A 13,393-nucleotide genomic window follows, 5' to 3' on the forward strand; every position below is an offset into this window, starting at 1 on the left:
TTAACCCAAACGGGCCGATGCTGGAGGCATGGTGACCCGGTTCCTGCTTGCCCTAGTCCTGCTGTTCCTTCCCGTCTCGGCCCATGCGCGAAACGACGGGGTTCTTTGCGTGCAGGAGCAATTGGCCAGCGCCGGTCAGGACCCGGGCCGGATCGACGGCATCGTCGGCGCCCGGACCCGGCACGCTCTCGCCCAGCATCTTCGGGAGCGCGGGCTGGAGGGCCCCCGCCGCATCCACACTGATTCCGCGATGCCTTGGTGCCGCAGGTTGGGCCTTGATGACCCCGCCCTGCGTGCCTTCTGGCCCTCGGCCCTGAACCGGGTGATCGTTGATGTCGGCGACAGTGTTGACCCGGTCCTCGCCCGCCTGATCCGCACCCGCATGCCCGGCATCCACGCCGATGTCACGCAGCGCATGGGCATCGAGCTGGCCGGCACCGACCGGGTGGTCGTCGGCTCGAACCCGGTCGAGCTGCGCGCGCGCATCCGCAGTGCCGGCTTCACCGATATCGGCAATCTCGATGCCACCCTGGCCGAGCATTGCGACCCCGACAACGCCATCGGCGGCTTCGCCCTGCCCGGCCTGATGGTGATCTGCCTGCGCCCCGGCGTGCGGCTGCGCGGCGGCATCCGCTACGACCACCTGACCTTCGTTCTGGCGCATGAGGTCACCCATCTGGTGCAGTTCCAGCTGACCGGCCTGCCGCCGCCCGGCACCCTCCCGGCCAGCCGTGTGCCGATCGAGGGGCCGATCTGGCTGCTGGAGGGGTTGGCCGACGTCGTGGGCTATGCCGTGGGCTATGATACCGAGGCCGATTTCGCCCGTCGAAGCGCCACCACGCGCTATGCCGGGGGCCGCCTGCCGGATCTTGCGCGGTTGCAGGACCGGCTGGCCCTGCGCTCGCACCAGAGCGACATCTACCGCGCCGGCCTGATCGCCGCCGCGCTGCTGGTGGAGGAACGGGGCCTGCCCTCTACGGCGCATTTGTTCGCGCGCATGGGCGAGGGCATTCCCTTCGATCAGGTGTTCGAGGAGATCTACGGCGAGCCCCCGCAGGCCTTCTACGCCGCCTTCGAGGCCCGCGCCCGGCAGGATGAACTGCCCGCCGACACGCTCAGCAGCGGCGGCACGCCGGGGATGGCCTCGGGCGTGTACTACACCGCGCCGCTGCCCGGCGCGCCGCGCAAGCCGTGACATCCCCAGCGGCGAGGACACGCCAAGGTTGACAGGGCAACTTGGTTACGGAAGCATCAACCTTGTGTAACCCGTTTCATGAGTGTCCCCATGGCCCGTCCGCCGCTTCCCCTTTTGACCGTTCCCTCTGGCCCCGGTGTTGTCGACGGCACCGCACTGGATGACCTGATCGACGATCTCTTCACGGATGCCGATGGCGATCAGGTCGATGATCTGGGCGTCGCCGTCCTTGGAAACGACGGTGACGACACCCTCTTTGGCGGCGATGGCGCTGACCAGCTATGGGGTGGCGACGGGGACGATAGAATCGAGGACGGGGCCGGTAACGACACGATTGTCGGCGGCGCGGGCAGCGACTACCTGATCAGCCGGGCCGGAGACGATCTGGTGGTCGCCTTCGACCCGTCCGGCCCCGACGACTTTTCCTTCAACTTCATCCGACTGGACGGTGGAAATGACACGGCGTTCGGAGGGGCGGGAGAGGATTTTTTCGCGGTCTACGACCCGCTCAGCACGCATGTCGCGAACACGGACCATCTGGTCATCGACGGCGGCGGCGATGGCGTTACGCCCACGGAGGGGATCCGCGCCGACTTTGATACGATCCACACCGACTATTTCGGCAACGCCAACGGTAGCGCCACGCTGACCTATTCCGCGAGCGAGTCCGGGCGGATCGACTATGCCTCGGGCGCTCGCATCGACTTTACCGAGATCGAGCAGGTGCTGTTGAGCGCCGCGGATGACACGGTCGTAGTCGTCGATCCGGTGCAGGGCATCGTCAGCGGTGGCGATGGCTACAACACGCTGTTGCTGCCCGACCCGGCACCGGGTGAAACCGCGCCGGTGGTCCGGATCACCGATGTCAGCGCCAGACTGGGCGCCTCTGGCCGCGTCACCTTTGCGGATGGCTCCACCCTCATCTTTCGCAAATTCGATGAGATCATCTGCTTCACCGCCGGCACGCTGATCGGCACCGATACCGGCTCGCGCCCGGTCGAGACCCTGCGCCCCGGCGACCGCGTGCTGACGCGCGACGCCGGGTATCAGCCGCTGGTCTGGACGGGGAAAACCCGGCTCTCCCACGAGGAGACGGCGCAAAGCCCGGCCTTGGCCCCCGTCACCTTCGCGGCCGGTTGTCTGGGCGCGGGCCTGCCGGAGCACGCGCTCTCGGTCTCGCCGCGCCACCGCATGCTGCTGCAGGGCGCCCGCGCCTCGGTGATGTTCGGAGCGCCCGAGGTGCTGGTGCCCGCGATCGACCTGCTGGGCCTGCCCGGCGTGATGCAACAGGCGGACGGCCCCGCGCGCTATGTTCATGTGATGTGCGCCGAGCACCAAATCCTGCGCGCACATGGGGCATGGAGCGAGAGCCTGCAGCTGTCGCAGCCGGTGCTGGACGCGCTGGAACAGCCGGTGCGCGAGGAGTTGCTGACCCTGCTCCCCGAGCTGCGCCAAACGGCAGCGCGCCCCGTCCTGACAAGGGACGAGGCGCGCGTTCTTCTGGCGATGGCCGACTGAACGGGCCTCAGACGGTCCGCTTGCCGCTGGCCGCGTTGAACGGATGCAGCGCCGACAACGGCGCGTGCAGCGTGATCGGCGCACCCTCGGTCACGTTGGGCAGGCCCGGCACGCGGACGGTGATCGCCTGCGCATTGCCGTTGAGCGTGACGTAGACATGGCTCTCGGCCCCGGCGGGCTCCAGCAGGGCCACGGTGCCGTTGAGGGTCAGATGCTGCCCCTCGGGCGCGACCATCGACAGATCGTCCGGACGCACGCCGACAAGATCGGTGCCCGTCGGTAGACCGGCCGGTGCCGCGCCTTGGTCGCGCAGATAGGCAAGGTCGATCATGTTCATCGCCGGCGAGCCGATGAAGCCCGCAACGAAGACGGTGGCCGGACGGTCATAAAGCTCCATCGGCGTGCCGACCTGCTCGATCTGACCCGCGTTTAGCACCACCAGCCGGTCGGCCAGAGTCAGCGCTTCCAGCTGGTCATGCGTCACATAGAGGGACGTCGTGCCGAGGCGCTTTTGCAGCTGGCGGATCTCGACCCGCATCTGCACGCGAAGCTTCGCGTCGAGGTTCGACAGCGGCTCGTCGAACAGGAAGGCGGCGGGCTCGCGCACCAGCGCCCGGCCCATTGCCACACGCTGCCGCTGACCGCCCGAGAGGGCGCGCGGCTTGCGCTGCAGGTAGTCGCCGATCTGCAGCATGCTCGCGGCTTCCTGCACGCGACGGTCGATCTCGGCCTTGGCCACGCCCTGGTTCTTCAGGCCGTAGGCGAGGTTGTTGTAGACCGTCATATGCGGGTAGAGCGCGTAGTTCTGGAACACCATGGCGATGTCACGCTCGGCGGGTTCCAGGTTGTTGACCACGCGGTCGCCGATCTTCAGCGTCCCACCCGAGATCGTCTCCAGCCCGGCGACCATGCGCAGAAGGGTGGACTTGCCGCAGCCCGAAGGGCCCACGAGCACGATCATCTCGCCATCGGCGATATCGAGGCTGATGCCGCTCACGGCCTTGACGCCACCCGGATAGACCTTTTGCAGGTCGTCCAAAACGATGCGGGCCATGTCTTATTTCTCCGTCTCGGTCAGGCCCTTCACGAAGAGCCTCTGCATGAAAAGAATCACCAGGATGGGGGGCAGCGCGGCCAGGATCACGGTCGCCATCACCAGATGCCACAGTGGCTCCTGATCGTTGCCGGTCACCATGCGCTGAATGCCCATGACGACGGTGTAATAGCTCTCGTCATTGGTCACGAGCAGCGGCCAGAGATACTGGTTCCAGCCATAGATGAACATGATGACGAACATCGCGGCGATGTTGGTCACGCTCAGCGGCACGAGGATGTCCTTGAAGAACTTCATCGGACCCGCGCCATCGACGCGCGCGGCTTCCAGCATTTCCTCGGGCACGGTCATGAAGAACTGCCGGAACAGGAACGTGGCGGTGGCCGAGGCGATCAGCGGAATCGACAGGCCCCAATAGCTGTTGAGCATGTTCAGGTTCGCCACGACCTGGAAGGTCGGCACGATCCGCACCTCGACCGGGAGCATCAGGGTGATGAAGATGATCCAGAAGAAGAAGATGCGGAAGCGGAAGCGGAAATAGACGATGGCGAAGGCCGACAGCAGCGAGATGGCGATCTTGCCCACCGCGATCATCATCGCCATGACGAAGCTGTTCCACAGCATCAGGCCGATGGGCGGCGCACCCGCGTTGGAGCGCCCCTCGAAGATCACGGTCGAATAGTTCTCGATCGCGTGCGAGCCGGGCAGCAGGGGCATCACCCCCCGCAGGAAGGTGCCCGGCGCATGGGTCGAGGCGATGAAGGCCACATAGATCGGGAAGGCGATGATCGCCACGCCGACGATGAGCACGAGATGGGCGAAGAAGGTGCCCAGACGGTCGTTTTGTACCATGGCGGCCCCCTCAGTAATTCACGCGGCGCTCGATCCAGCGGAACTGGATCACGGTCAGCACGACGACGATGGCCATCAGCACGACCGATTGCGCGGCCGACGAGCCGAGGTTGTTGCCCACGAAGCCGTCGCGGAAGACCTTGTAGACCATGATCGAGGTCGACTGGCCCGGACCGCCCTCGGTCGTGGCATGGATCACGCCGAAGGTGTCGAACATCGCGTAGACGACGTTGACGACCATCAGGAAGAAGGTGGTCGGCGACAGCAGCGGGAAGACAATGGTCCAGAAGCGCTTGGTGCGGCTGGCCCCGTCGATGGCGGCGGCCTCGAGCAGCGATTGCGGGATGGATTGCAGCCCGGCGAGGAAGAACAGGAAGTTGTAGCTCACCTGTTTCCACGCAGCCGCGATCACCACGAGGATCATCGCATCTGTGCCGTCCAGACGGTGGTTCCAGTCGATGCCCAGCGATTGCAGGGCATAGGGCAGGATGCCGACGGTCGGGTTGAAGATGAACCACCACAGCACGCCCGCGACGGCCGGTGCCACGGCATAGGGCCACACGAGGAACGTCGTATAGGCATCGCGCGAGCGCATCATGCGGTTGACCATCGTGGCCAGCAGCAAGGCGGTGCCCATGCCCAGAATGGTGGTCGACACCGAGAAGATCGCGGTCGCCTTCATCGAGGCGAGATAGGTGGGATCGTCGAACAGGCGCTCGAAGTTCCGGAACCACACGAAGGTGGTACGCAATCCGAACGGATCTTGCCGCAACATGGATTGCCAGAGGGCCTGGCTGGCGGGCCAGACGAAGAAGACCAGGGTGATGACCACCTGCGGCGTCAGCAGCACGTAGGGCAGCCACCGGCTGGAAAAGGTCATGCGCTTGGTCTGCATACACCTGTCCTGCAAGAAGGCATTGGCGAATAGGGAACCCGCCCGACCACGGGGGCCGGGCGGGCGGGTTAGGTCAGCTTATTGCATTGCCGATTCGAAGTCGCGCAGAAGTGCGTTGCCACGAGCCACGGCATCGTCGGCCGCCGTCTGGGCATCCGCAGCGCCGGTCACGACCGATTCGATCGCTTCCGAGAAGATGTCGCGGATCTGCACGAAGTTGCCATAGCGCAGGCCACGCGAGTTCTCGGTCGGCGGGTTCAGGTTCATCTGACGGATCGAGATGTCGGCACCCGGGTTCTCGTCATAATAGCCCTGCTCCTGCGTCAGCTCGAAGGCGGCGGTGGTCACCGGCAGGTAGCCGGTGTTCTGGTGCCACCAGGCCTGCTGCTCGGGCTGCGAGAGGAACTCGAAGAAATGCGCCACGGCGGCGTATTCTTCGTCGGTGTGACCGGCGAGGGTCCACAGGGTGGCACCGCCGATGATCGAGTTCTGCGGCGCGCCTTCGACGTCGTCGAAGTAGGGCTGCATGCCGTAGCCGACGCCGAAGTCGGTGTTGGCCAGCACGCCGGCGCGACCGGCCGACGAGTTGATCAGCATGGCGCACTGACCCGAGTAGAACATCGTGCCCGAATCCGGGCCCGAACCGCCGCCGGACCACGCGTAGACGCCCGACTGCTGCCATTCGCCCAGCTTGTTCCACAGGCGGATGACCGGCTCATGCTGGTTGAAGTTGAACTCGGCGTCGAAGCCGGCGAAGCCGTTCTGCTGGGTCGACAGCGAGATGTTGTGCATCGCGGTGAAGTTTTCCAGCAGGACCCAGCTCGGATACGAGGTGGTGAAGCCACAGGTCGCGGCGCCCGACTCGACGATCTGCGTGCCCATCTGTTCCATTTCGGCCCAGGTGGTCGGCGGGGTTTCCGGGTCCAGACCGGCCGCTTCGAAGATGTCGCGGTTGTAGTACAGGATCGGGGTCGACGAGTTGAACGGGAACGACAGCATGTTGCCGTTCGGGTCGGTGTAATAGCCCACGACCGCCGGCAGGAAGGCTTCCGGATCGAAAGCGACGTCGTTGTTTTCCATCAGCTCGTAAACCGGCACGATGGCGCCTTCGGCACCCATCATGGTGCCGGTGCCGACTTCGAACACCTGCACGATATGCGGCTGCTCACCGGCACGGAACGCGGCGATGGCGCCGTTCATGGTTTCCGGGTAGGTGCCGCGGAAGCTGGGGACCACGACGTAGTCCGACTGCGAGGCGTTGAAATTCGCCGCGATCTCTTCGACCAGCTCACCGAGACGGCCGCCCATCGCGTGCCACCACTGGATTTCGGTCTGGGCCTGCGCCGCGATCGGCGAGACCAGTGCCAGGGCCGTGGCGGCCATCAGGCTGTGCTTGAACATTGGGAACCCCCCATTGATTTCAGGTCATTTGCGCACGAGGTTGCGAAACCGCTCCCCACGGTCCCGCGGGCGCGAATTTCTGCACTTTGCTGCGATATTATTCGTTTGTGAAGCGTTTATGACAAAAGACGAAAGATTTCTTTCTATCTTCCGCAGATCCGACGTCACCCGGCCAGCGCCGGGCTGCCGGCAGCAGAAAGGGCCGCGGGTGCCCTCAGCACCGCGCGGCCCTTGCCGTACAGGATCTAACTCAGACGCGTGTCAGCCGTGCGACGCCCGTGCCGTCGCCCCGACATAGCGCAGCCCGCGCGGCCCCCAATGCGGCCAGGCCAGCAGCTCGGAGATCGTCACCGCCTCCAGCCCGCGGGCGGCGATTCCGTCCAGAACGGCCGGCACGGCGCGGATGGTCGGCCCATGGATGTCATGTGCCAGAATGACCGCCCCGGGCCGCGCCCCGCGCAGCATGCGGTTCGCCACGACCGAGACGCCCGGCCGGCGCCAATCCTCAGGATCGACGGACCAGACCACGGTCGACAGGTTGCGGTTGTCGAACAGCATGTGTTGCTGGCGCGGCGAGAAAGAGCCATAGGGCGGCCGCAGCGTCACCGGCACCGCGCCGACGATGTCCCACACGATTTGCTGGGTGCGGTCGATCTCATTGAGGACCGTACCATTGCCCAGACGCGACAGGACCGGATGCGTATAGGTGTGGTTGCCGATCTCATGCCCCTCGGCGACCATGCGGCGCAGGATCTCCGGGTAGCGACGGGCATTCTGGCCGATAACGTAGAAGGTGGCCTTGGCGTTGTAGCGCGCCAGGATGTCCAGCAGCATCGGCGTGTTGGTCGGATGCGGCCCGTCATCAAAGGTCAGCGCGACACGGGGCCGCGATGTTTCAACAGCGTTGAGCGAGACCACCTCATGTGTCCGCTGCAGCGCGGGCATGGGCCGGACAGGCGTCGCGGGCACGGATTGCGCCCGCGCAACAGAACTCATTCCCGGTACCGCGATACCCCCCAGGCATGCGGCACCGAGACCGGACAGCAGCGTCCGGCGATCGAAATTGGTCACACTGTCCCCCGACAGTTGTGTTGGCAGCTTTCTCTGTCCTAGTGCCGCAAGGCCCAATGTTTAAAGGCGATTCACGATAGCGAGCCATCGTCTCTTGTGGAGTGCGGCATGAAAACCACAAGATGTGGATAAACTTGCCCTGTACAGGGTGAGTCTTGTTGCGAGGCGGCCACGCGGAAGGGGATTGCGCCGGCACCGTTTTGCCCCGCGCACTCGCCAATAACGCGAATTTCCTCAAGAAAATGGCGAATCAGAGCTTGTCGCGCAGCGAGAACCACAGCATTGCGGCGACCATCAGCGGCCAGCGCAGCGTCGCGCCACCGGGGAAGCTGGGGCTCGGGACATTGGCCATGACGTCGAAGCGCTCCGCCTGCCCGGCGATTGCTTCGGCCATCAGCTTGCCACCCAAAGTGCCCATCGCCACCCCATGCCCCGAGAAGCCCGAGGCCGTCAGCACATTCCCCGCCAGACGGGCGAAATGCGGCATGCGGTTGAAGGCGATGCCCAGAGTCCCGCCCCAGGCATGGGTGATCTCGATGCCCTTCAGCTGCGGGAAGATCTCTTCCATCGGCTTGCGGACCTTGGCGGCGATATCCTGCGGGAATTGATAGCCATAGCTCTCGCCGCCGCCGAACAGCAGCCGGTTGTCCTGCGAGAACCGGAAGTAGTTGATGACGAATTTCGAATCCGCCACGGCGTGATCGCCCAGGATGATCCCGGCGCGTTCCGCGTCGCTCATCGGTCGGGTCGCGGCGATGAAATTGTTGATCGGCATGACCCGCGCCGCAACCGAGGGCTCCAGCCGGCCCATATAGCCGTTCAGCCCCATGGCCACGAACCGCGCGGTGATCTGTGCGGCTTCGGTCTCGACCCGCGCCGGATCGGCCTTGGTGACGGCGGTCACGCGCGATTGCTCATAGATCCGCACGCCCGCCGCCCGCGCCGCCCGCGCGAGGCCCAGCGCATAACGCAGCGGATGCAGATGCCCGCCGCCCATGTCGATATCCCCGCCATGATAGCAGGGCGAGCCGACCATCTCGCGCATCTCGTCGCGGTTCAGGGGGCGGATCTCGTGGTAGTCGTAATCGCGCGCCAGCTTCTCGGCATAGTCGTGGAATTCGGGCACATAGCGCGGCTTGTGCGCCGCATGGATGATGCCCGGCGCATAACCGGCCTCGGGCGCGTGTTTCGCGGCCAGCTCCCGGGTCAGCGCGACGCTTTCCAGCGAGAGGTCCCAGAGGGCGCGCGCCGCCGTCTTGCCGACCACCCCCCCCAGCGCCGCCTGACCCAGCCGCTGCCCGGTGCCGCCCTGCCCGCCATTACGCCCCGAGGCGCCGAAGCCCACCCGCTGCGCTTCCAGCAGGATGACATCATAGCCGCGCTCGGCCAGATGCAGCGCGGCCGAGAGCCCGGTAAAGCCGCCGCCAATGACGCAGACATCGCAACTCAGCGCCCCCTGCGCCGCCGGGAAGGGCGGCAGGGCCTCGGCGCTCGCGGCGTACCAGCTCTCCGGGTAGGTGCCCGGACGGTCATTGGCGGTCAGCAGATCCATGGTTTCAGGCCTTCTTCAGCAGACCTTCCTCTTTCATCTTCGCATAGGCCTCGTCCAGCGCCTTGGTCGCGCGGTCGATCAGGATGTCGATCTCCGAGGGCGTGATGACCAGCGGCGGCGAGATGATCATCCGGTCATAGACATGGCGCATGATGACGTTGTTGGCAAAGCAGCGCTCGCGGGTGATGTAGCCCGCCGTCCCCGCATCCGCCGCGAATTTCGCGCGCTCGCCCTTCACCGGCGTCAGCGCCAGCGAGCCCATGAGGCCGATCAGCTTCGTCTCGCCCACCAGCGGGTGATCGGCCAGCGCGTGCCAACGCTGCGCGAGGTAGGGATGCGCCACGTCGCGCACATGCTCGACCACGCCTTCCTCCTCCATGATGCGCAGGTTCTCCAGCGCGATGGCGGCGGCGACCGGGTGGCCGGAATAGGTGTAGCCGTGGTTGAACTCATCAGACGCAATCACCGCCGCAACCTCGTCGCAGACAACCGAGCCACCAATCGGCGCGTAGCCCGAGCTGAGGCCCTTGGCGATGGTCATGATATGCGGCTTGATGTTCAGCGTCTGGCTGCCGAACCAATTGCCGGTGCGCCCGAAGCCGGTGATGACCTCGTCGGCAATCAGCAGAATGCCGTATTCCTCGACGATGCGCTGGATTTCGGGCCAATAGCTGTCGGGCGCGATGATCACGCCGCCCGCGCCCTGCACCGGCTCGGCAATGAAGGCACCGACCTTATCCGCGCCGATCTCGAGGATCTTCGCTTCCAGTTCGCGCGCGCGCATCAGGCCGAACTCCTCGGGCGTCATTTCGCCCCCCTCGGCATACCAATGCGGCTGGCCGATATGCACGATGCCGGGGATCGGCAGGTTGCCCTGCTCATGCATCGACACCATCCCGCCGAGCGAGGCACTCCCCACGCCCGAGCCATGGTAGCCATTCATGCGCGAGATGATGACCGAGCGCTCCGGCTGGCCCTTCAACGCCCAGTAGTGGCGCACGAGGCGGATATTGGTCTCGTTCGCTTCCGAACCCGAGGAGGCGAAGAACACATGGTTCAGATCGCCCGGCGCCAGCTCGGCGATGCGCGCGGCCAAGGCGATGGCGGGCACATGCGAGGTCTGGAAGAAGGTGTTGTAATAGGGAAGCTCGCGGATCTGGCGCGCGGCCGCATCGGCAATCGAGTCCCGCCCGTAGCCGACGTTGACGCACCACAGGCCAGCCATGCCGTCGATGATCTCGTGCCCCTCGCTATCGGTCAGGAACACGCCCTTGGCGCGGGTGATGATCCGCGCGCCCTTTTGCGCCAATTGGTCGTTGGTGGTGAAGGGATGCATGTGATGCGCCGCGTCGAGAGCCTGCAGCTCGGCGGTGGGCATGTGATTGGTGATCGTGCGCATGACGGGAACTCCTGTTGCCCCACTGTTCAACGGCAGTGGGGGATTCGCCCCAATCTACGCAACCCCGCCAGAACCCGCAACGCAATTTGATCAAATTCCCTCAGCTCGACCGGCCGCGCTTACGGGATGCCCAAACAGTTGAGTATTTGGAACAAGGTGAAACCCAAGCGCGCCCCTTCTTCCTCATCTTCGTTCTAGAAATATCCCGGGGGTCCGGGGGCAGAGCCCCCGGCTTGGTCGCCCAAGGAGCCCGCGCCCGAAGGGCCGGGGGACGAGGGCGAAACCCCTCACCCGTTTCCGTCAGCCGTGCGCCCGCGCGTCCGTCTGAACCCGCTCGATCCCCTGCCGGATATCGCCCTCGATGGCCCGCGCCAGCCCCTCGGCATCGCCCGCGCGCATGGCGGCGATCGCCAGCTTGTGGCGGTCCGGGCCGATCTCGTTCTCGCTGGTGATCACCACCCGCAAGGACGGCGCGAAGCGCAGCCAGAGCGAGCGGGTGAGCGATGTCAGGATCGGCGCCTCCGCCGCCTCGTAGAGGGCGAAATGGAAACGGTAATTGCCGGCCAGATAGCCGCGCACATCCTCGGCGTCGATGGCGGCATCGATCTCCCGGTCGATCTCTTCCAGCTGGTCCACAGCTTCGGGCGTCAGCCGAAGCATTGCCAGTTCCGCCAGCCTTGGCTCCAAAGCCAACCGTGCGAAGGCCAGCTCATCGGCCTGTGAGGGGCTCAGGCGGGGCACCGAGACGCGGCGGTTCTCGTGCAGGACCAGCGCGCCCTCGGCCGTCAGGCGCCGGATCGCCTCTCGTACCGGGGTCATGCCGGCGCCGGTGGCCGCCGTGATCCCCTGGATCGTCACCTTTTGCCCCGGCACCAGCTCGCCGAACATCGCCATATCGCGCAGCCGGCGATAGGTCGCTTCATGTTCAGGCAGTTTCCCGGGGGCTGGATCGTTCAGGGCCATGGCGAATGTAACAATCTGATCAAATCCACCGTTAGCCCATCCTCGCCCCCCTGCCTAGCCGTTTACGTCCCGACAGCGCGCCCATAGGCTGGCTGCCCAAACAGGAGGCCCCGATGACCCTACCCCGCCCCGGAGCGCGCAACCTCATCACCGATGTGCCCGGCCTCAGTGTCGGCAATGCGCGGGACGACCGGGTCAAGACCGGCGTGACGGTGCTGCTGGGCGACCAGCCGATGGTCGCGGGCGTGCATGTCATGGGCGGCGCGCCCGGCACGCGCGAGACGGACCTGCTGGCGCCCGACAAGATGGTGCAGGCGGTCGACGCGCTGGTGCTCTCGGGCGGCTCGGCCTTCGGGCTGGCGGCGGGTCAGGGGGTGATGGACGCGCTGGCGGCGCGGGGGCGCGGCTTTGCCGTGGGGCCGGTGCGGGTGCCCATCGTGCCCGGTGCGATCCTGTTCGACCTGATCAACGGCGGCGACAAGGATTGGGACGAGAACCCCTATCCCGCTTTGGGCCGTTCCGCGCTGGCGGCCTGTGCCGAGGACTTTGCGCTGGGATCCGAGGGCGCGGGGGCCGGCGCGCTGGTTGCCGGGCTGAAGGGCGGGCTCGGCTCGGCTTCGCTGGTGCTGGAGAATGGCATCACCGTGGGCGCCTTGGTCGCGGTGAACGCCTTGGGATCGGTGACCATGGGCAAGACCCGCCATTTCTGGGCCGCCCCTTTCGAGATCGACGGCGAGTTGGGCGCCCTTGGCCCCCCGCCCGAGGCCCCGCCGATGTTCCCGGTCCCCCTAAAATCGCTGGGCGAGGCCACGACCATCGCCATCGTCGCCACCGATGCCACCCTGACCAAACCCCAAGCCACACGGCTGGCCACCGCGGCCCATGACGGTTTGGCGCGGGCCATCGTTCCCGCCCATACGCCGCATGATGGGGATCTGGTGTTCGCCGCCTCGACCGGCCGCCAAGCCTTGCCAGAGGGCGCGGCACTGGAACTCGGTCACGCGGCGGCGCTGACGCTCAGCCGGGCCATCGCCCGCGCGATCCACGCGGCAACCCCGCAGCCCGGAGACCTGCTCCCTTGCTGGTCACAGCGCGCGGCTCACTCCGGGTAAGCGGCCTGACACTGCGCCCGCGCGGTGGCCGAGGTCGCCTCGGCCCGGGCCAGCTGCGTTTCCAGAAGCGCGATGCGCTCGCGCTCGAACTCGGGGTTGATGCGGTGGCGGATCTCCTCGGTGGTGCTGTCCCACCGCATGCAGGGCACCGGCTGGCCATTCTCGCCCGGGCAGACCGAGGGGACCAATTCGCGCCCCGGAATCCGCTCGATCGCATAGCCACGGCTCAGATTGCCGCGATGCTCGTCCAAGGCGCGGCGCACGTCACGCAGGTCCTGATCGGCGGCGACAAGGCATTGCTGCAAGGGCGAACAGGCGGCCAGCGCCACAGCACCGCACAGCATCGAGATCGTCAGAAACCGGGTCATGTCACCTCTCCTC

Annotated in this window: 12 protein-coding genes; 3 read left to right on the forward strand and 9 right to left on the reverse strand. The window is 66.1% G+C overall.

The features are described from left to right. Positions 1-31 precede the first annotated feature (31 nt). Both BCY78_RS25845 and BCY78_RS11625 read left to right on the forward strand, forming a co-directional pair. The gene (locus tag BCY78_RS25845; protein ID WP_199523143.1) at positions 32-1,195 is read left to right on the forward strand and encodes a hypothetical protein; all 1,164 of its coding nucleotides are present in this window, start codon (positions 32-34) and stop codon (positions 1,193-1,195) included. 78 nt (positions 1,196-1,273) lie between these two features. After that, complete coding sequence (locus tag BCY78_RS11625; RefSeq protein WP_083194980.1) at positions 1,274-2,713, forward strand: Hint domain-containing protein; 1,440 nt, start codon at positions 1,274-1,276, stop codon at positions 2,711-2,713. Between the two features lie 7 nt (positions 2,714-2,720). Here the strand turns inward: BCY78_RS11625 and ugpC are convergent, their stop codons facing one another. The 8 genes from ugpC to BCY78_RS11665 form a co-directional block, all read right to left on the reverse strand. Beyond that, positions 2,721-3,767 carry a sn-glycerol-3-phosphate ABC transporter ATP-binding protein UgpC gene (ugpC, locus tag BCY78_RS11630; protein WP_068301777.1) on the reverse strand — a complete coding sequence of 349 codons (1,047 nt, stop codon included), beginning with the start codon at positions 3,765-3,767 and terminating at the stop codon, positions 2,721-2,723. 3 nt (positions 3,768-3,770) lie between these two features. Then, entirely contained in the window at positions 3,771-4,619 is an 849-nt protein-coding gene (ugpE, locus tag BCY78_RS11635) for a sn-glycerol-3-phosphate ABC transporter permease UgpE (RefSeq protein ID WP_068301779.1), read from the reverse strand. Between the two features lie 10 nt (positions 4,620-4,629). After that, positions 4,630-5,514, reverse strand: coding sequence for a sn-glycerol-3-phosphate ABC transporter permease UgpA (gene ugpA / locus BCY78_RS11640; RefSeq protein WP_068301781.1), 885 nt, complete (start codon positions 5,512-5,514; stop codon positions 4,630-4,632). 78 nt (positions 5,515-5,592) lie between these two features. Then, entirely contained in the window at positions 5,593-6,915 is a 1,323-nt protein-coding gene (gene ugpB / locus BCY78_RS11645) for a sn-glycerol-3-phosphate ABC transporter substrate-binding protein UgpB (protein WP_068301784.1), read from the reverse strand. Positions 6,916-7,176: 261 nt separating this feature from the next. After that, the gene (locus tag BCY78_RS11650; protein WP_083194981.1) at positions 7,177-7,911 is read right to left on the reverse strand and encodes a polysaccharide deacetylase family protein; all 735 of its coding nucleotides are present in this window, start codon (positions 7,909-7,911) and stop codon (positions 7,177-7,179) included. Between the two features lie 325 nt (positions 7,912-8,236). Beyond that, positions 8,237-9,538, reverse strand: coding sequence for an FAD-binding oxidoreductase (locus BCY78_RS11655; RefSeq protein ID WP_068301790.1), 1,302 nt, complete (start codon positions 9,536-9,538; stop codon positions 8,237-8,239). 4 nt (positions 9,539-9,542) lie between these two features. Next, positions 9,543-10,937 carry an aspartate aminotransferase family protein gene (locus BCY78_RS11660; RefSeq protein ID WP_068301793.1) on the reverse strand — a complete coding sequence of 465 codons (1,395 nt, stop codon included), beginning with the start codon at positions 10,935-10,937 and terminating at the stop codon, positions 9,543-9,545. Between the two features lie 300 nt (positions 10,938-11,237). Continuing rightward, positions 11,238-11,900: a GntR family transcriptional regulator gene (locus BCY78_RS11665; RefSeq protein ID WP_068301794.1), complete on the reverse strand. Its 663-nt coding sequence runs from the start codon at positions 11,898-11,900 to the stop codon at positions 11,238-11,240. 113 nt (positions 11,901-12,013) lie between these two features. Here BCY78_RS11665 and BCY78_RS11670 point away from each other — a divergent pair, with 113 nt between their 5' ends. After that, a complete protein-coding gene (locus tag BCY78_RS11670; protein ID WP_068301795.1) occupies positions 12,014-13,012 on the forward strand; it encodes a P1 family peptidase in 999 nt (332 codons plus the stop codon). On the opposite strand, the gene BCY78_RS11675 is transcribed toward BCY78_RS11670, so the two are convergent. Further along, positions 13,000-13,380, reverse strand: a complete 381-nt coding sequence (locus BCY78_RS11675; RefSeq protein ID WP_068301797.1) for a hypothetical protein — start codon at positions 13,378-13,380, stop codon at positions 13,000-13,002. The genes BCY78_RS11670 and BCY78_RS11675 overlap by 13 nt on opposite strands. Positions 13,381-13,393: the final 13 nt, after the last annotated feature.

It is taken from the genome of Pararhodobacter sp. CCB-MM2 (genome assembly GCF_001691415.1).
Classification (GTDB): Bacteria; Pseudomonadota; Alphaproteobacteria; order Rhodobacterales; family Rhodobacteraceae; genus Pararhodobacter.